This window comes from Sorangium sp. So ce693 (assembly GCF_051521375.1).
Classification (GTDB): Bacteria; Myxococcota_A; Polyangia; order Polyangiales; family Polyangiaceae; genus Sorangium; species Sorangium atrum.
The window spans coordinates 12,877,376-12,895,301 of sequence record NZ_CP150347.1 but is presented as its reverse complement, the minus strand read 5'-3'; the positions used below and the strand labels follow the sequence as shown (position 1 = coordinate 12,895,301).

Sequence of the window (17,926 nt, the reverse complement as noted above, 5' to 3'; positions counted from 1 at the left end):
GGGGGCGGCCGCCGCCGCGCGATCAGCGCATCGATCCGCGGCGCGCGGCGCGTCGACGGGCAGCGCGTCAGTTGGCTGCCTCCTCGACGGAGGCCGGGGCCCCCTGCCTGCCGTCCTTCCCGTCCTTCGAGGCGAGCTCGATCCCGTCGTGGCTGGCAGCCATCCCAGGAGCCATGGGCGCCACCGCGGGGCGGATCGAGCCGTCGGCAGAGAAGCGCTCGAGATCCTCGGTGACGCGGCGGAGATAGGCCTGCTTGATGTGGAACGGCAGGAAGGCGCTCTTGAAGCCGGCCACGATGGTCGCCTTGATCTCCTTCAGCCCGAACCCCATCTTCGTGTGGCAGTGCCAGAGCTCGTGCGACACCGTCGTGTCGGTGACGAGCCGGTTGTCGGTGTTGACGGTCACGCGCAGGCCGAGGCTCTGGTAGAGCTTGAGCGGGTGCGAGGCGAGGTCGCGGACGGCGCCGGTCTGCACGTTCGACGACGGGCAGCACTCGAGCGGGATGCGGTGATCGTTGATGTAGTGGAGGAGGTCGCCGTCCTCGCGCAGGCGACAGCCGTGGCCGATCCGGTGCGCGCCGCAGACGTGGAGCGCCTGCGCGATCGACTCGGGGCCGTACGCCTCGCCGGCGTGGATGGTGCAGTTGATGTTGTTCTGCCGCACGAGCTGGAACGCGGCCTTGTGGTGCTTCGCCGGATGGTCGTACTCGGCGCCGGCCAGGTCGAACCCGACGACGCCGCGGCCCTTGTACGCCACCGCGAGCTCCGCCATCTCCAGCGACGACTCCGGCGAGATGTTGCGGATGCCGCAGACGATGACGTTGCTCTCGATGCCCAGCGCGTCGCGCGCCGTCCTGAGCCCGGAGAGCACGGCCTCGACCACGCTCGTGAGCCGCAGGCCGAGGCGGGTGTGCAGCATCGGCGAGTAGCGGACCTCCATGTAGCGCACGTTCTCGCGCGCGGCGTCCTCCGCGAGCTCGTAGGCGACGCGGTGGAGGGCCTCCTCGGTCTGCAGGACGCGCAGCGTGATGTCGAACGCCTTGAGGTACTCGACGAGCGAGCCGCAGTTCTGGCCCAGGTTCATCACCCGGCGCAGCTCCGCCGGCTCGTACGTCGGGAGGTTGACGTGGTGGCCGCGGGCGAGGTCGATGATCGTCTCGAGGCGCAACGAGCCGTCGAGGTGGACGTGCAGATCGGTCTTGGGTAGTTGCCGGAAGAACTCCAGGGGGAGCTTGCCGGCTAGCTCGGGGTGATCACTCATGAGCTATTCTGTCACCCGGCGACCAGCCGCGAAAGGCAGCGCGGGGCGCGACATCGCTCACGATCGCTCTGGCGAGGACGACGAGGGCGCGGCGCCGCCCTCGTCCGCCGCGCCGCGCGAGCGATCCCTTCCGCCCACGAGCACGGCGACGGCGGCCGCGCCGAAGAGGGCGACGAAGAGCCACGGGAGCGGCAAGCTCATGTCGTCCCCGGCGGCCTCACGGCGCAGCGCATCGCGGATCCGCTCGGGGTTGTACGCCACCACGAGCCGCCGGCCGACGTAGGTCGTCGGGAGCCCGCGCGCCTCCATCCGCCCATACAGCGCGACGTCCGCGTCGATGGCGGCCTGGGTCTCGGGCGCGGCGAGGCAAGCCGCGAGCTCGGCGGCGGAGAGGCCGAGCGGCGAGAGGACGGACGCGACGCGCTCGTCCGTGAGCTTGCTCGGCGGCGCGCTGTAGAGCAGCGCCGCGGCCTGCTCGCGCTTGTCCTCGGGCGTGCAGACGTAGGCCTTCGCGGCGGGGAGCGCGCCGGGGTGGATCGGGAGCGGCACCATCTTGCGCACGTGGCGCACCCTGTCGCCGTAGGGTTCCTCGATCTTGCTCAGCTCGGGGTGCAGCCTGCGACAGAAGGGACACTCGAAGTCGGTGAAGGCCACGATCGTGATCTTGCCCGGCTCCTGCAGCGCCGCGAGCTCCGGCGGGAGCGGCGGAACGACCGGGTGGCTGCCCCAGAGGAACGGCAGGCCGACCGCGGCCGCGGCGGCCGCGCCCCACACCGTGACGCCCAGCGACCCGCCCTGGGCAGCGCGCTCGAACGCCCTGGCCGGCATACGCCACGCCTGCCGCGCGACGAGGGCAGACGTGATCGCGGCGGCGAAGGCCGCGAGATCGACCGCGACGCACCACGCGCAGAACGCGCCGATCACGAGGCTCTGGAGCCCGAGGAGCGCCGCGGCGGCGAGGCCGCCGACGGCCGACGCGGCCGCGATCGCGACGTGGTGCCAGCGCGCCCGCGCGAGCAGCGAGGCGGTGAGGAGCGCCGTGAAGGAGGCGAGGCCGAGGTTCGGCAGCGGGACGCCAAGGAAGCGGCTGTACGGCGAGATCCTGACGGCGAAGCAGCCCGACGTGACGCCGCAGAACGCGGGATCGCCCGCGTTCTGGTACTCGACGACGAGCGCCGCGCTCGCCGCGATGGCGACGAAGAGCGCGAGCCGGAACAGCGTGACGAAGAACCGGGCGCGCCCAGCCTGCCGCTCGCCGCTCGAGGGCAGCGACGCAGGCGCCTCGGGGCTCGCCTGAGACGCTTCCAAGGGCGCGCGCCCAGCCCGTCCGTCGCGTCCTTCACGTCCTTCACGTCGGTCACCGGCCGGACGCACCGCGAAGACGTTGCCCCTGCCGGCGAGGGCGACGAGGAGCACCAGCGCGAGGAGCAGGGCGATCGAGTTCAGCAGCATCGGTCGTTGCGGGTGCGTTGCAGGTGGAGGAGGGGTGGGTTCGAGGCATACCGGACCCGGGCGGAGACAGCCAGCGCGAGGAGACTCGTGCTAGTCGAGTTTCATGCGTTCTTCATCCCGTGGAGATCCCCCGACGGCCGCCTCCGGCGCGCGCCGTCGGGAGGCCGTGGTCGACCTGCTGTCCACGTTCAAGCGCGCCCTGCACGCGAACGAGATCGCCGAGCGCCTCGGGGTCGAGCCGAGCCGCTACGCGAAGCTGCAGCGGCTGCTCGAGGAGCTGTCGCTGGAGGGCAGCATCGTCGCGCTCCCCGGGCAGCGCTTCCGCACGAGCCAGAAGCAGGTCGAGGCGCGCGGCGCCGAGCGCGAGGGGACGCTGACGGTGCACCCGCGCGGCTTCGGCTTCGTGGCGCTCGGAGGGGCGGCCGAGGACGTCTACATCTCGCCCGAGGCGATGGGCGGCGCGCTCCACGGCGACACCGTCGTCGTGCGCGTCTCGACCCGCTCGCGGCGCGGCGTGGAGGGGGAGATCGTCCGGGTCGTCAAGCGGCGCCACGCGCGCGTGGCGGGCGTGCTGCGGCGGCGTGGCAGGAGCGCGTGGCTCGAGCCGGACGACGGGCGCGTCCGCGGGCCGATCGTGATCGTGCCGCGCGAGCAGGGCGGACCGCTCGTGCCGCCCGACGCGGAGGACGGCGCCGCGGCGGTCGTGTCGATCGCCCGCTTCCCGGACCTGGCCGACGAGAACCCGGAGGGCGTGCTCGAGGCCGTGCTCGGGACGCCCGGCGACCCGAACGTGGAGGTCGCCAAGATCCTGGTGCGCGAGGGCATCGAGGAGGAGCACTCGCCGGAGGCGATCGCCGAGGCCGAGGCGTTCGGGGGCGAGGTGCCGGCCGAGGCGCTCGAGGGGCGCACGGACCTCACCCACCTGCCCATGCCGACGATCGACCCGGAGGACGCGCGCGACCACGACGACGCGGTGTGGGTGATCCGCGAGGACGACGGCTCGTACCGCGCCTGGATCGCGATCGCCGACGTCTCGCACTACGTGCGGCCGGGCACCGCGCTCGACCAGGCGGCGCTCGGGCGGGGCAACTCGGTCTACCTGCCCGATCGCGCGATCCCGATGCTGCCGCGGGCGCTGTCGTCGAACCTGTGCTCGCTGCTGCCGGGCGTGATCCGCCTCTGCCTGTGCGTCGAGGTCGAGCTCGACGCGACGGCGACGGTGCGGAGGGCCCGCGTCATCGAGGGGTACATCCGCTCGATCGCGAAGCTCACCTACCCCGGCGTGGCGCGCGCGCTCGGCTTCACCCCCGAGCCGCCGCGCAGCCCCGAGGCCGAGGCGCTCAGGAACGACCTTCAGGTGATGTGGGACCTCGCCCGGCTGCTCCGCGGCAGGCGGATGCGGCGGGGCGCGCTCGACCTCGACCTGCCCGAGGCGAAGGTGGTGCTCGACCCGAAGACGGGCGCGCCCGTCGACGTGCAGAAGCGCAGCCACGACCCCGGCGTCGCGAAGGCCTACCAGCTCATCGAGGAGATGATGCTCCTCGCGAACGAGACGTGCGCGCAGTTCGTCGTCGATCAGGGCATCCCCACGGTCTTCCGGTACCACGCGCCCCCGGACCAGGCGAAGCTCGAGCGCTTCGCGACGATGTGCGGAGAGCTCGGGCTCGCGTTCGACCCGGAGGACGCGGCCGACCCCAAGCGGCTGTCGGTGTTCCTGAAGAAGCTCGACGCGCACCCGCAGAAGCAGGTGCTGCACATGCTGCTGCTCCGCGCGATGAAGCAGGCGGTGTACGACGTCGCCAACGTGGGCCACTTCGGGCTGGCCTCGAGCGCGTACCTGCATTTCACCTCGCCCATCCGGCGGTACCCGGACATCACCGCGCACCGGGCCATCCGCGCCGTGCTGCGCGGCGAGCGCGTCGACAGGAGCGAGGCGGCCACCGAGCGGCTGCGCGAGGCGGCCATCACGGCGTCGGAGCGCGAGCGAAAGGCGATGGAGGTGGAGCGCGAGGTGGTCGACCTGCACCGCGCGCTCCTCATGCGCTCCCGGCTCGGCGACACCTTCGAGGGCACCGTCACGGGCATCGTCGGAGGGGGCGTCTACGTCAACATCGAGGATCCCTTCGTCGACGTGCTCGTCCGCATGGAGTCGCTCGGCCAGGATCAGTACGAGATCGACGACGAGGGCCTGCGCGTCATCGGCCGCCGGTCGGGGGACCGGATCGCGATCGGCGACGCGATGCTCGTGCAGATCGAGGACGTGGCCATCCTCCGGCGCGCCGTCTATGGCCGGCGCCTCGCCGGCGAGCCGGCGTCGGACGAGGCGAAGCCGCGCAGGCTGCGGCGCGACGCGGCGGACGCACGGCCTCCCCGTCGTGTCAAGATCAGCAAGAGCACCAAGCCCCTGAAGGGCATTAAGACCACCAAGCGCACCAAGGGCGGCAAGAGCGCCAAGGTGCGAAAGAAGCAGCGGTAGCAGCCCGCCCGAGGGCTCGATTCCCTGCAGGCTTTGCCGCCCGAACGCACGAGCGCGCAGCACCTTCCCAGCCACGCTCGCTCTCGCGGACAAGCACGAAACCTCGTCGAAATCGCCGAGACGACCCGGCGAAACAGAACGAGTCGAACCCGTCGAAATCGTCGAAGCGCACGAAGCCGACGAGGCGCTCGAGACACACGCGGCGACCCAGGCAAACAGCCGACCGGGGCGCTGCGGACGTCGGCGCCAGATCCAAAGTCGCACCCCTCTCCGCGCCCCTCTGCGACTGACACCCGCTCAAAAGAAGGATGGCTCCTGCATTTTCCTTGCGTCCAGAAAACCACTATGTTCTCAACTAACTCATTCTAGGAGAGAGGTAACCAATGCCCAAGCCGACGTATCCCGCTTACAACGCTGGTGACTTCCTGGTCGATTACGAGGAGAAGGTCTTCGAAGACGTCAAGGCGAAGCCGGGAGAGAAGGCGCTGGTTACCTTTCACACGGTGGCCTTCGAAGGCTCGATCGGCCTCGTCAACGTGCTGACGGCGATCCGCCTGCAACGTAAGGGGTTTGAGACATCCATCCTGCTCTATGGGCCGGGCGTCACGCTGGGGCTCCAGCGCGGCTTCCCCAAGCTCGGCAGCGAGGCGTTCTCCGGGCACCTCGCGGTGAACCAGCAGATCGGCCGGTTCATGGAGGAGGGCGGCAAGGTGTACGCCTGCCGGTTCGCGCTGCAGGCGCTCTACGGCCACGGCGAGCACGCGCTGATCCCGGGCATCAAGCCCATCAGCCCGCTCGACGTGCTCGACATCCAGCTGATCCACCGCCGGGACAACGCGTTCATGGTCCACTCCTGGACGCTCTGATCCGAGCGCCGTCCATGGAGTTCAACCGCAAAGTCCGGGCGGCCGCGGTGCAGGCCAGTCCCGTCCTGGGGAGCCGGGACGGGACGACCGAGCGAGTCGTCGCCGCGATCGCCAGGGCCGCGAAGGAAGGCGCCGAGCTGTGCGTCTTCCCTGAGGCGTTCGTCCCCTATTACCCGTACTTCTCCTTCGTGCTCCCGCCGCCCGCCATGGGGAAGGAGCACATGCGCCTTTACGACGAGGCGGTCACCGTCCCCGGCCCGGTGACGCGGGCCGTGGCGGCCGCCGCGCGCGCGCACGGGGTGGTCGTGGTGCTCGGCGTGAACGAGCGCGATCACGGGACGCTCTACAACGCGCAGCTCGTCTTCGACAGCGACGGCTCCCTGGTGCTCCACCGGCGCAAGATCACGCCGACCTACCATGAGCGCATGATCTGGGGGCAGGGCGACGGCTCGGGGCTCAGGACCGTGGACACCGCGGCCGGGAGGCTCGGCGCGCTGGCCTGCTGGGAGCACTACAACCCGCTGGCGCGGTTCGCGCTCATCGCGCAGCACGAGCAGATCCATTGCAGCCAGTTCCCCGGCTCCCTGGTCGGGCCCATCTTCGCCGAGCAGATGGAGGTGACGATCCGGCACCACGCGCTGGAGTCGGGCTGCTTCGTCGTGAACGCCACGGCCTTCCTGACGCCGGAGCAGGTCCGGGAGGTCGCTCCGAACGAGCAGATCCAGGGCGTGCTGCGCGGCGGGTGCATGACGGCGATCGTGACGCCCGAGGGCGTGCACGCGTGCCCGCCCGTGACCGACGGCGAGGGGATGGCCGTCGCAGAGCTCGATTTCGCGCTGATCACGAAGCGAAAGCGGATGATGGATGCGGCGGGGCACTACGCCCGGCCCGACTTGCTGCGGCTTTGGATGGATACGGCGGAGCGCTCGATAACGCTCGGCGCGGGCAGCCCCAAGGCCTCCTCCCTTGCCCCTGCGGCGGTGGACCATGGATACCCAGACGCTGATCACCGAGCTCCAATCGTTCGGCCTGAGGCTGGCTGAAGCCCCCGAGGGCGCCCCCGAGGCGGGCGCCGCGCCCCCGCCGGAGCCCGCCGCCGGCGAGGCCTCCGGCGAGGGCGACGGCCGCCGCGCGGCGTGGACCTCGCGGCGCGGCGGCGCGGGGCCGACCCAGCACGTCGCGGCGACGCTGCGCGGGGCCACGGTGATGATCCCGATCCACACCGACCAGGCGGCGGCGTCGCCGTTCGTCGCGCGGCTCGGGCGCGACGGCGCGGGGACCGTGGAGCGGGACGGCCAGGAGCTCGCGCCCATCGCCCTCGTGAAGACGCCGCGCTTCTATGCCCTCTCGACGAAGGACGGCATCCCCTACCCCAAGATCGCGCTGCTGCACGGCGCGGACGTCCTCGCCTCGACGGTGCTCCAGACGTGCATCCGGTACACGGAGCGCGAGAAGGCCTGCACGTTCTGCGCGATCGGGCAGTCGCTCGCGGCGGGGCGCACCATCGCGAAGAAGACGCCGGAGCAGCTCGGCGAGGTCGCCGAGGCGGCGGCGCGGCTCGACGGGGTGCGGCACGTGACGCTGACGACGGGCACGCCGCGGTCGGCGGATCGCGGCGCGGCGCACCTCGCCGACTGCGCGCGCGGCATCAAGGCGCGCGTCGATCTGCCGGTGCAGGCGCAGTGCGAGCCGCCCGACGATTTCGCCTGGTTCGAGCGGATGCGCGCGGCCGGCGTCGACAGCCTGGGCATGCACCTCGAGGCGGTCGAGGACGAGGTGCGCGCGGCCGCGATGCCGGGCAAGGCCGAGGTGAGCGTGGCCCGCTACTTCGAGGCGTTCGATGCGGCCGTGCGCGTGTTCGGGCGCGGCCAGGTGTCGACGTACCTCATCGCGGGGCTCGGCGACTCGCTGGCCTCGCTGCTCGACGCGAGCGAGCGGCTCATCGCGCTGGGGGTCTATCCGTTCCTCGTCCCGCTCGTGCCCATCCCTGGGACACCCGGGGCCGATCGCGCGCCGCCCTCGGGGGACTTCATGCGGGCGCTCTACGAGCACATCGGCCCGCTGCTCGCGCGGGCGGGGCTGCGCTCGACCGACGTGAAGGCGGGCTGCGCCCGCTGCGGCGCCTGCTCGGGGCTCTCGGGCTTCGAGGCAGAAGGCCGGCCCGCGGCGCGGCCGGGACCCGGCGCGGCATGGACACCAACCTCGGAGAGCTCCGATGACGCCACGTTACAGCTTCGAGCTTGTGCAGAGCAGGGACACGTACCTCGAGTACCTCCGCTTGCGCCGGGCCATCTTCTGCGACGAGCAAGGGCTGTTTAAGACCACCGACGAGGACGACTGGGACGGCTCCGCGTTCCCGATCGCCGCCCTGGAGCACGGGGCGCCTGGGGGCCCGCGGCTCGTCGGCACCGTGCGCATCTACGAGGCGGAGCCCGGCCTCTGGTACGGCGGCCGGCTCGGCGTCGAGCGCGCCCACCGCAAGCAGGGCGTGGTCGGCCGCGGCCTCGTCCACAAGGCGGTCACCACCGCCCACGGCTGGGGGTGCCGCCGGTTCCTCGCGCTCGTTCAGGCGGCCAACGTCCCGTTCTTCGAGGGCATCCACTGGCGCTCCCTCGAGGAGCGATCGCACCGCGAGAGGCCGCACCACCTGATGGAGGCCGACCTCGACAGCTACCCGCCGAGCGACGAGCCCCGCCCGCCGCCCGGGCAGAGGTTCCGCTGATGCTCGGCGGCATCACGGCCGAGCTGCGCGGCGCGATCGGCATCCTCGCGAAGCGGGACGTGCAGATCCCGGCGCGGTACCTGTCCGGCGAGGCGGGCGCGGCCGGCGCAGCGCTCGCGGCCAGCGCGGGTGATACGGCTGCCGCGGCCGGCCCCGTCGCGCTGCCCGCGGCGCTCGGCGACGACTGTGCGGCCATCCCCGACGGAGACGGCTACCTGCTGCTCGCCGCCGAGGGGATCTGGCCGGCGTTCCTCGAAGGGGACCCGCGGTTCGCCGGCTACAGCGCCGTGATGGTCAACGTCAGCGACGTCTACGCGATGGGCGGCCGCCCCATCGCCGTGGTCGACGTCGTCTGGGGGACCTCGGCCGGCGCGCTGGAGCCGGTCTGGGAGGGCATGGTCGCCGCCTCGCGCGCCTACGGCGTGCCGATCGTTGGAGGGCATACGAGCGCGCGCAGCCCCTACAACGCCCTCGCCGTCGCCATCGCGGGCCGGGCGCGGCGGCTCATCACGAGCTTCGCTGCGCGCCCCGGCGACGTGCTCGTCGCGGCGATCGATCTGCGCGGCGCGATGCACGCGGAGCACCCGTTCTGGAACGCCTCGACGGGCGCGGACCCGGCGCGGCTGCGCGGCGACCTCGAGGTCCTGCCCGCCCTCGCCGAGGCGGGCCTGTGCGACGCGGGCAAGGACATCAGCATGGGCGGCGTCGCGGGGACGCTGCTCATGCTCCTGGAGACGTCCGGCGCCGGCGCGGTGCTCGATCTGGAGGCCGTCCCGAGGCCGCGCGACGTCCCGCTCGCGCGCTGGCTGCTCGCGTTCCCGAGCTACGGCTTCCTGCTCAGCGTGCGCCCCGGGGTCGCCGGCGACGTGCTCTCGGCGTTCGCGCGGCGGGGCATCGCGAGCGCGGCGGTCGGCGCCGTCGACGGCTCGCGGCGGCTCACCCTCCAGGCCGCCGGCGAGCGGCAGACGCTCTGGGACCTCTCCGCGGAGCCGCTCACCGGGCTCGCGCGCGAGGGCGCGCGATGAGCGCCCGCGCTGCCTCCGGCGCGCCGCTCTCGGTCGCGCTCCTCACCTACTCGACCAAGCCGCGCGGCGGCGTCGTGCACACGGTCGAGCTCGCCGAGGCGCTCCACGACCTCGGCGTCTCGGTCTGCATCTACGCGCTGAACAAGGACCAGGGCGGCTTCTACCGCGCGCCGCGCTGCCCCTCGGTCCTCGTGCCCGCCGCGCCCCCACAGGCGGGGATCGACGCGGTCGTGAAGCAGCGCATCGCGGAGTTCGAGGACGGGCTGCGCCGCCTCGGGGCGCGGCACGACGTCTGGCACTCCCAGGATTGCATCAGCGCGAACGCGCTCGCGGCGCTCCGCGCCGAGGGGCGCGTCCCGCATTTCATCCGGACGGTGCACCACCTCGACGACTACGACAGCCCGTACCTGCGCGCCTGCCAGGACCGCTCCGTGCGCGAGGCCGACGCGTGCCTCGTGGTCAGCGAGGCCTGGAGGGAGGCGCTCCGGGCCGAGCACGGCGTCGGCGCGGCGATCGTCCCGAACGGCGTGAGCCTGCGCCGCTACACGTCCACGCCCGACGAGCGGGACGAGGCGCTGCGCGCGCGCCTCAATGCCACCGGATCGCCGCTCTACGTGACCGTGGGCGGCGTCGAGCCGCGCAAGAACTCGATCGGCCTGCTCAAGGCGTTCCTGTCGGTGCGGAGGCGATTGCCCCGAGCCCAGCTCGTCATCGCCGGCGGAGAGACGCTGTTCGACTACGCGCCTTACCAGCGCGAGTTCGAGGCGATCGCGCGCGAAGGCGGTGTATGGCCCCCGCCCGCGGGCGCGTCGCCACCGCCGCTCGTCCTCGCGGGCGTGCTGCCCGACGCGCTGATCCCGCCGCTCTACCGGCTGGCCGACGCGTTCGTCTTTCCGTCCGTCCGCGAGGGGTTCGGGCTCGTCCTGCTGGAGGCGATGGCCTCCGGGGCGCCGGTGGTGAGCTCTGCGCAACCTCCCTTCACCGAGTTCCTCGCGGACGGCGAGAGCGCGCTGCTCGTCGATCCCTCGAGAACAGACGATCTCGCCGGCGCAATGGAGGCTATCCTGGACGAGGGCGTGAGGCGGCGCCTCCGCGCCGCGGGGCTCGAGACCGCGGCCCGGTACACGTGGGATCGATCGGCCCGCATCGCGGCCGGCGTGTACCACGAGTTCCTTGGATCCCGCCGAACGTAGGACGAGCGAGCGACATATGCCGGAGATGCGATTCGTTATCGAGTGGCCGAGCGGCGAGCAGCAGGTCTGTTACTCTCCGTCGCTCGTCGTGAAGGAGCACCTCGACGTCGGGGAGAGCTACGATCTCGACGACTTCGTGTCGCGTTGCCGGACGGCGCTCGATATCGCGAGCGAGCGGGTCTTCAAGAAGTATGGGTTCCCATGCAGCCTGGCGCGGGCCGAGGCGGCGCGCATCGCGAGCGCGGCCGCGCGGTTCCACGGCCGGAGCGGGGCCAAGGTCCGGGTCCTCAGGTTCGTCGAGTGACGGAGTCCTCAGGTTCGTCGAGTGACGGAAGGAGCAGGAGATGGTGACGAAGTCGAAGATGGAGCGCCTCCTCAGCGAGCGCCAGTTCCTCGTTTCCGCCGAGCTGACGCCCCCGCGTCACTACGATCTGGAGAAGCTGCTGAAGCACGCCCGAAATATGGCGGGCTGTGTGGATGTGGTGCAGATCAACGATCACCTGCTCTCGCAGGCGCGCTGCGCCAACATGGCAGTCGGCCATTTCGTGAAGCAGGAGGGGCTCGAGCCGGTTCTCCAGTTCTCGCTCCGCCACAAGAACAAGATCGCCCTCCAGGGCGACCTCCTCGGCATGGCGGCGCTGGGGCTCTCGAACATCATCGTCCTCGGCGGCTACCCGTGCGCCATCGGCTCCGATCCCGACGCGAAGGAGGTGAGCGACGTCGACAGCTACGCGGCGATCGAGCTGACCCGCCGGCTGACGCGCGAGGGGAAGCTCTTCAACGGCGACGTCGTCTCGCCGGCGCCCTACTTCCACGTCGGGACCATCGATTTCCCGTGCGCGGAGCAGGCGATCCCCGGGGCGATGGACCGGCTCGCCGCGAAGATCGACGCGGGCGCGAGCTTCATCCAGGTGCAGGCGGTGTTCGAGCTCGCGCCGATGCGCCGCTGGATGGCCGCGGTGGTCGAGCGCCGGCTGCACGAGCGGGCGCACTTCATCGCGGCGATCTTCCCGTTCGCGGGCGTGGATCGGCTGAGCTTCCTGCAGAAGGTGCCGGGCCTCGTGGTCCCCGAGCACCTGATCGAGCGCGTCCGCCAGAGCGGCGACGCGGAGGGGGAGAGCTACCGGATCACGCTGGAGCTCGTCCGGGGGCTCAGCGACATCCCCGGGCTCTCGGGCATCCACATGCGGTCCATCGGCGCGGAGGACTGGGTGCCCCGGCTCGTCGACGAGGCAGGGCTCCGGCGGGCGTCGTGAGCACCTAGCGCGGGGCTCCGCGCGCCGGACGAGACCGAGCGCCGGTGCGTGGCGACGGGTCGCTTCGAGGGGCGCGCTCAGGCCTTGCTGGCGATCCAGAGCAACGCGAGGCCGTTCATCCGGCGCTCGCGGCGGTCGACCTGGAGCCCTGCGCCGCCCAGCTCGCCGCTGAGCTTGTCCTCGGTGTGACGGTAGGTGACCTCCGCCGCGTCGGCCCACGCCAGCATCGCGTGGGCCGTCGACGGGTTGTACCGGTGGCCGCGCAGGTAGCCGGCCATCGTGGCGCGGCTCATCGTGGCCGCGGGCTCGAGCAGCGCCAGGCGGCCGCCCGGGCGGAGGACGCGCGCCGCCTCGGCCAGCACCGGGCCCGGCTCGGGCAGGTGCAGGAGCAGGTTCGACGCGGTCACCACGTCGAACGAGGCGTCGGGGAACGGGAGCCGCGTCGCCAGCGCCTCCCGGAACGTCACGTTGTCCAGGCCGAGCGCCTTCGCCCGCTGCGCGGCGCGCTCCACCATCGCCGCCGTCGCGTCGATCCCGATCGACTCGTGGCAGCGGCGACCCATCTCGCGCGTCAGGCGGCCCGTGCCGCAGCCGAGGTCGAGGCACCGCTCCTCGACGCCCGGATCGACGAGCGTGACGAGCTCGTCGACGAGCGTCGCATAGGGGCCCTCCGCCTGCATGCGATCGAAGAAGTCGACGAGCTCGTGGAACGGGGTCGCCTGCTCCCGCGCCGCATAGCGATCGCGCCATCGCCAGACGTCGTCGAGGGCCTGGTACGTGCCCCGGTAGTACAGGAGCGGCGCGCCCGCCTCCCCCCGGCCCGACGAGAGCACGCGACCGACATAGACGATGTGATCACCCCCGTCGTACGCGTGCTCCACCTTGCAGTCGAGGAAGGCCAGCACGTCCTTGAGGATCGGGCTGCCCGACTCGGCCACATGAGCCTCCGTGAGCACCGCCTGCCGATCGATGTCCGTGCCCTTGCCGGCGAACAGATCCGAGATCTCCCGCTGCTCCTCCCGCAGGATGTTCACCGCGAAGACCCCGGACGCCGCGATGGCCGCGCTCGTGCGCGACCGCCTGTCCGCGCAGAACAGCACGAGCGGCGGGTCGAGCGAGACGGCGCTGAACGAGTTCACGGTCATCGCGTGCGGCGTGCCGTCCTGCACCGTGGTCACGAGGGTGACCCCGGTCGCGAACTGGCCCAGCACCTTCCGGAACTCCGCGGGATCGAAGAGCATGGGACATAGTACGCGCTCGGCGCCCAGCAGGGATCCAGGATCTGCGCAGCGCGCGCGCCGTCACCGCGCACCCGCGATGCGCGGATCCTGCGGCGGCGCCGCGCAGATCACGCGCCGGTGCCGCGCGCGCACTGCGGAGCTCACTCGGCGTCGCGCCGCGCCAGGTCCGGCGCGAAGGCCGGTATGCAGAGCGCGAAGTACTCGCTCTCCTCGTCGAACGGGTTGCTGTAGCGGACGCGCTGATCGGGCTCCGTCCAGAGGGCCTGGCCGGCCGAGACGTCGACCGTCTCGCCCGCGATCTCGGCGCGCACACGGCCGCGGATCACGAGCGTCAGCTCGCCGAACGAAGGCGTCTGCGCCGGCTCGCTCCAGCCCGGCGGGGCCACCATGTGCGCCAGGCTGAACCCGTCCGTGCCGGTGTTCACGCGGCCGAAGAGCTCCTCGATCAGCTTGCCGCCAGGGACGGGGATCCGGGCCCTGGAAGCGACGAGACGGTAGGGATGCGCCATCGGGTACCTCGAGTTCACATCGCGCGCGTCCGATCGTCGGACACGCGGTAGAGCTGCATGAGCAGGTGACGGCCGCCGTACGGCTGCAGGTAACGGATCGCGCCGGCCTTGCTCGCCATGAAGCGATGGTAGCGCCGCGCCGGCACGGCGATGAGATCGCCCGCGCCGACCCAGATCCGCAGCCACTCGTCGTTCATGCAACGGACGTCGTAACAGCCGTGTCCCTCCACGAAGAGCCGCACCTCGTCGCCGAGGTGGCAGTGCTCATCCGCCTCTCTCGCGCTCTCCGCCTCGTCGCGCGGCTTGCTCCCGTCGCGGCGGACGTCCTCGTGCTCCGTCCATCCGCGGTCCGCGATCACGCGCTGCAAGGCGAGCGCTGCTGCGCCCGGGTCGAACGCGCCGCACTGGATCCCTTCCGCCTGAAGCTCCGCCTCGGTGGCCTCGCCCTCGCCGTCAGCTCTCATTCGGATCGCACGCATGCGCACCCCTCCGGGACTGCGCTCTTCGAACCCTGCGCGCGCGCGACGTCAAGACACTAAGAGCGCCCCAGCAGCCACAACAGACCAGCAATGCTGAGCGCCAGCACACCAAGCGCGAGCAGGGCAATGAGCGCCTCTGTGAAGCCCCATCCACTTCCCTGCGCCGCGCGAGACACCGGAGCCGCTTCAACGGGCTGCGCGAGCGGCGAACTCGTGCTCACCGAGGCAGGCGGAGGCGTCGGCGTGGAATGCGCTGCCTTCGGCTCCTCGAGCGAAGGCGGCTCGAACACCGCATCTGGACGGAGCGGCTCACACGGGCTGCGCTCGATCTCCGCGAGCGCCTCGGCGGCCGGGTGCTCGAAGACGAGCCGATCGCCCGAGATCGCGAGCACCTGTCCAGGACGCCAGATCGTATCGAACTGAGGCACTGGAGCGCCGTCGAGCGAAGCGCCTGAGCGCGATCCGAGGTCCTGAACCGAGAATTGATCGCCCCTGCGGGTAATGGCCAGATGACGGCGCGAGACGTCCGGGTCGTCGAGGACGAGATCGGTGTCCTTGGCGCGCCCGAGGATGTAGGGCCGCGCCGCCTCCTCGATCCGCAACGCGCGGCCGCTGTCGGGGCCGTCGACAACGACCACGCGCGGCGCCGGATCCTCCCCTTGCGCCGCGAGGCCGCGCGCGACGAGCTCGAGGGCGAGCTCCTTGGCGGCCGCCGCCGGCGCGGCCTTCGCGACCGCCGGCTCGATCCGGAGCAGGAGCCACACGCGCCCGATGCGGATGCGGTCGCCGGTCTTCAGCGGCATCGCCGTGCGCGGGGCGATGCGCGTCTTGCCGAGGAACGTGCCGTTGTCGCTGCCCTCGTCGAGGAGCAGGTACGTGGCGCCCCGCTGCCGGATCGACGCGTGCCGGGGGCTCACGCTCGTGTCGGGGAGGCGCACCTCGCAGCTCTCCGCGCGGCCGAGGATGATGCGGGGCGCGTCCAGCGTCAGGGAGAGCCCGCCCCCGTCCACCTTCCCCGCCCCGTCGGGCGCGAGCACCACGATCGTCAACGCCATCGATGCTGCCTGCGCGCGAGGGGGCGGCTCGGCCTCAAATCGCCGCCGTACGGCGCATCCGCTCGGAGGCGCTGAGGAGCTGGCGCACCGCCTGGTCCTGCTGCCGCGCCGCCTCCTCGATGCGCTTGCCGGCCTCGACGAGCTGCTCGCCGCCGCGCGTCTGGCTGCGGTGCGAGGCGTTGAGGCTGTGGACCATGTTCGAGATCTGCTCGATCGCGCTCGTGATCTGGCGCCCGCCGCGCGCCTGCTCCTGGCTCGACCGCTCCACGTGCTGCGTGATGGTCCGCATCTTCTCGGCGCTCTTCATGATGAGCTCCGAGCCGCGCGCCTGCTCCGCCGTGGCGGCGGCGATCTGCTGCACCGTCTCGGCGATGCGCCCGATCGCGTCCGTGACCTGCTTCGACCCCTTGGCCTGCTCGACCGTGGCGCGGGCGATGGCGCGCACCATGTTGGTCGACTTCTGCGAGCTCTCCAGGATCTTCTTGAGGGCCCGCTCGGCCTCGTTCGAGACCTCGACGCCGCGGTCGACGTTGTGAGCGCCGCGCTCGACGGCGGCGATCGCGTTCTTCGACTCGGACTGGATGGTCTTGATGAGCTCGGCGATCTCCTTCGTGCTGCCGCCGGCGCGCTCGGCGAGGTCCTTGATCTCGTCGGCGACGACGGCGAAGCCCTTGCCGTGCTCGCCGGCCTGGGCGGCGATGATCGCGGCGTTCAGCGCGAGGAGGTTCGTCTGCTCGGCGACGTCGTCGATGACGGCGAGGATCTGCCCGATCGCCTCGATGCGGAAGCCGAGGTTCGAGATGACCGCCACGGCCTCCTGGCTCGACTCCTTGATGCGGTAGATCTCGCCGATCGTCTTCAGGATCGCCTCGGCGCCCTTCTTGGCGTCGGTCGCCACCTCCTCCGAGAGCCGCGCCGTCTCGTTCGCGTTCGACTGGACCTGGTCGATCGAGACGTCCATCTGGTTCATCGAGGAGCTCGTCTCCTCGGCCGTCAGCGCGAGGGCGTCGACGTTCTTCGCGACCTCGCGGATGGAGTAGGCCATCTCCTCGATCGAGGAGACCGTCTCGCGCACGCTCGACCCGAGCTCGCCGACGTTCTCGGCGACCTCCTCGTTCGTGGCCGTCATCTCGAGGATGCTCGAGCTCGACTCCTCGGCGCTCGACGCGAGCGACTCGACCGACTGCGCGATGTTGGCGAGGGCGGTCGTCATCTCGCGGATGTACACGGTCGCCTGCTCGCTCGCGTGCATGACGCTGCTCACGCCGTCGCTGAGCTTGGGCAGCAGCTCGTCGAGGAGCACCGTGGCCTGCGCCAGCTCCGAGCGGCGCTGCTTGTCGCGCAGCTCCGCCTGGGTGATCCGCTCCGCGATGCCGCTGAGCTCGGAGTAGAGGCGCGAGAGCTCCTGCGGCGAGCCCGGCGGGACGCGCACCCGCTCGCCGGCGGTGGCGCGGAGCACGGCGTCCACGAGCGAGTCGACGTCGATGTCGGGGCCGCGCTGCGCGAGATCGTTCACCTTGCGGGTGAGCGTCGTGCACTCCCGCTCGAGGGTGTCGCGCTCCTTCGCGAGCCCGTCGCGCTCCCGGCTCAGGTTGTCCCGCTCTCGCTCGAGCGTGTCGCGCTCCTTCGCGATGCCGTCGCGCTCCCGGCTCAAGCCGTCGCGCTCCCTCGCGAGTTTGTCGCGCTCCTCGGCGAGCGCGTGGCGCTCCTCCGCGAGCTCGAGCTGGCGGCCGGCGATCTCGGCGATCTGCTCGTAGGTCTCGGCGACGTCGGCGGGGGCGCCCTCGGGGAGCTTGGGCCGCTTGCCCCGGGCGGCGCCGCGGAGCGCGTCGCGCAGGCCTCCGAGCGGGACGCCGCCCTTGGCCCCGAGGCTCGCGTACAGCACCGCCACCGCCGCGGAGAAGCCGAAGAACATGAACAGCTGGCCCGAGAACTCCGCCAGCGACTTCGACGCGAAGCTCAGCCCGAAGCCGATGAGCGCCAGGATTGCGGCGATGGGGATGGAGAGCTGCTTGGAGTTCATTTCGTGCGTTCCAGCGCGGTCGAGCTGCGGCGCGCGTTGGCCGGCGCGCCCTCGACGACCCCGAAGGACGACCGAGCGTAAGAGGCGAGTGCCCCCCGGTGCAAGGAGAGCGCGCGGCAGAGGCGCGGCAAGCTGCCGAGGGCAGGCGAGCCGCGAACCCAGATCTCCTGGGCAGAGGCGCAGGGGGCGGGCCCGCGCGGTTGGGGGAAACGCGATGAACTTGGACGATCTCGACCCGATGGCGTATGCACGGAGGTTGCGGCGGAGAAGGAGCCCGCCGCGGGGGCTCGGCGCGGGCGCCGTTTCCTCTAGGTTCGACCGCACCGACCCTGAACACCGCCGCGGACCGCGGCGGCCGCCCGGCCGTA

Annotated in this window: 16 protein-coding genes; 9 read left to right on the top strand and 7 right to left on the bottom strand. The window is 71.8% G+C overall.

The annotated features are described in order from the left end of the window. Positions 1-67 precede the first annotated feature (67 nt). On the bottom strand, positions 68-1,261 hold the full coding sequence (gene add / locus WMF14_RS48215) for an adenosine deaminase (RefSeq protein WP_272096742.1): 1,194 nt from the start codon (positions 1,259-1,261) through the stop codon (positions 68-70). 57 nt (positions 1,262-1,318) lie between these two features. Next, positions 1,319-2,713 carry a vitamin K epoxide reductase family protein gene (locus tag WMF14_RS48210; protein WP_437797663.1) on the bottom strand — a complete coding sequence of 465 codons (1,395 nt, stop codon included), beginning with the start codon at positions 2,711-2,713 and terminating at the stop codon, positions 1,319-1,321. A gap of 103 nt (positions 2,714-2,816) precedes the next feature. On the opposite strand from WMF14_RS48210, the gene rnr reads away from it, so the two are divergent. The 9 genes from rnr (at position 2,817) to WMF14_RS48165 (ending at position 12,251) form a co-directional block, all read left to right on the top strand. Continuing rightward, complete coding sequence (gene rnr / locus WMF14_RS48205) at positions 2,817-5,189, top strand: ribonuclease R (RefSeq protein ID WP_437797661.1); 2,373 nt, start codon at positions 2,817-2,819, stop codon at positions 5,187-5,189. Positions 5,190-5,572: 383 nt separating this feature from the next. Further along, positions 5,573-6,055, top strand: a complete 483-nt coding sequence (locus WMF14_RS48200) for an MSMEG_0572/Sll0783 family nitrogen starvation response protein (protein ID WP_012241614.1) — start codon at positions 5,573-5,575, stop codon at positions 6,053-6,055. Positions 6,056-6,069: 14 nt separating this feature from the next. Continuing rightward, a complete protein-coding gene (locus WMF14_RS48195) occupies positions 6,070-7,098 on the top strand; it encodes a Nit6803 family nitrilase (protein ID WP_272096739.1) in 1,029 nt (342 codons plus the stop codon). Continuing rightward, complete coding sequence (locus tag WMF14_RS48190) at positions 7,043-8,374, top strand: MSMEG_0568 family radical SAM protein (protein WP_437797658.1); 1,332 nt, start codon at positions 7,043-7,045, stop codon at positions 8,372-8,374. Before WMF14_RS48195 ends, WMF14_RS48190 begins: the two co-directional genes overlap by 56 nt. Beyond that, complete coding sequence (locus tag WMF14_RS48185; RefSeq protein ID WP_373372214.1) at positions 8,271-8,777, top strand: MSMEG_0567/Sll0786 family nitrogen starvation N-acetyltransferase; 507 nt, start codon at positions 8,271-8,273, stop codon at positions 8,775-8,777. Before WMF14_RS48190 ends, WMF14_RS48185 begins: the two co-directional genes overlap by 104 nt. Continuing rightward, positions 8,777-9,802, top strand: coding sequence for a sll0787 family AIR synthase-like protein (locus tag WMF14_RS48180; protein ID WP_437797656.1), 1,026 nt, complete (start codon positions 8,777-8,779; stop codon positions 9,800-9,802). The genes WMF14_RS48185 and WMF14_RS48180 overlap by 1 nt, the downstream gene beginning before the upstream one ends. Further along, positions 9,799-10,995, top strand: a complete 1,197-nt coding sequence (locus tag WMF14_RS48175) for an MSMEG_0565 family glycosyltransferase (RefSeq protein ID WP_437797654.1) — start codon at positions 9,799-9,801, stop codon at positions 10,993-10,995. Before WMF14_RS48180 ends, WMF14_RS48175 begins: the two co-directional genes overlap by 4 nt. A 16-nt stretch (positions 10,996-11,011) precedes the next feature. After that, complete coding sequence (locus WMF14_RS48170) at positions 11,012-11,299, top strand: MSMEG_0570 family nitrogen starvation response protein (RefSeq protein ID WP_012241608.1); 288 nt, start codon at positions 11,012-11,014, stop codon at positions 11,297-11,299. 40 nt (positions 11,300-11,339) lie between these two features. Beyond that, a complete protein-coding gene (locus tag WMF14_RS48165; RefSeq protein ID WP_437797652.1) occupies positions 11,340-12,251 on the top strand; it encodes a methylenetetrahydrofolate reductase in 912 nt (303 codons plus the stop codon). Between the two features lie 77 nt (positions 12,252-12,328). Here the strand turns inward: WMF14_RS48165 and WMF14_RS48160 are convergent, their stop codons facing one another. From WMF14_RS48160 to WMF14_RS48140, 5 genes are all read right to left on the bottom strand, one after another. Beyond that, positions 12,329-13,492 carry a flavin reductase gene (locus WMF14_RS48160; protein ID WP_437797650.1) on the bottom strand — a complete coding sequence of 388 codons (1,164 nt, stop codon included), beginning with the start codon at positions 13,490-13,492 and terminating at the stop codon, positions 12,329-12,331. Positions 13,493-13,632: 140 nt separating this feature from the next. Continuing rightward, positions 13,633-14,001 (bottom strand): cupin domain-containing protein, encoded by a 369-nt coding sequence (locus WMF14_RS48155; protein WP_272096728.1) that lies wholly within the window; start codon positions 13,999-14,001, stop codon positions 13,633-13,635. A gap of 14 nt (positions 14,002-14,015) precedes the next feature. Then, the gene (locus WMF14_RS48150) at positions 14,016-14,465 is read right to left on the bottom strand and encodes a 1,2-dihydroxy-3-keto-5-methylthiopentene dioxygenase (RefSeq protein WP_437797648.1); all 450 of its coding nucleotides are present in this window, start codon (positions 14,463-14,465) and stop codon (positions 14,016-14,018) included. A 71-nt stretch (positions 14,466-14,536) separates the two neighbouring features. After that, positions 14,537-15,535 (bottom strand): FHA domain-containing protein, encoded by a 999-nt coding sequence (locus WMF14_RS48145; protein WP_437797646.1) that lies wholly within the window; start codon positions 15,533-15,535, stop codon positions 14,537-14,539. Positions 15,536-15,569: 34 nt separating this feature from the next. Further along, on the bottom strand, positions 15,570-17,558 hold the full coding sequence (locus WMF14_RS48140; protein ID WP_437797644.1) for a methyl-accepting chemotaxis protein: 1,989 nt from the start codon (positions 17,556-17,558) through the stop codon (positions 15,570-15,572). Positions 17,559-17,926: the final 368 nt, after the last annotated feature.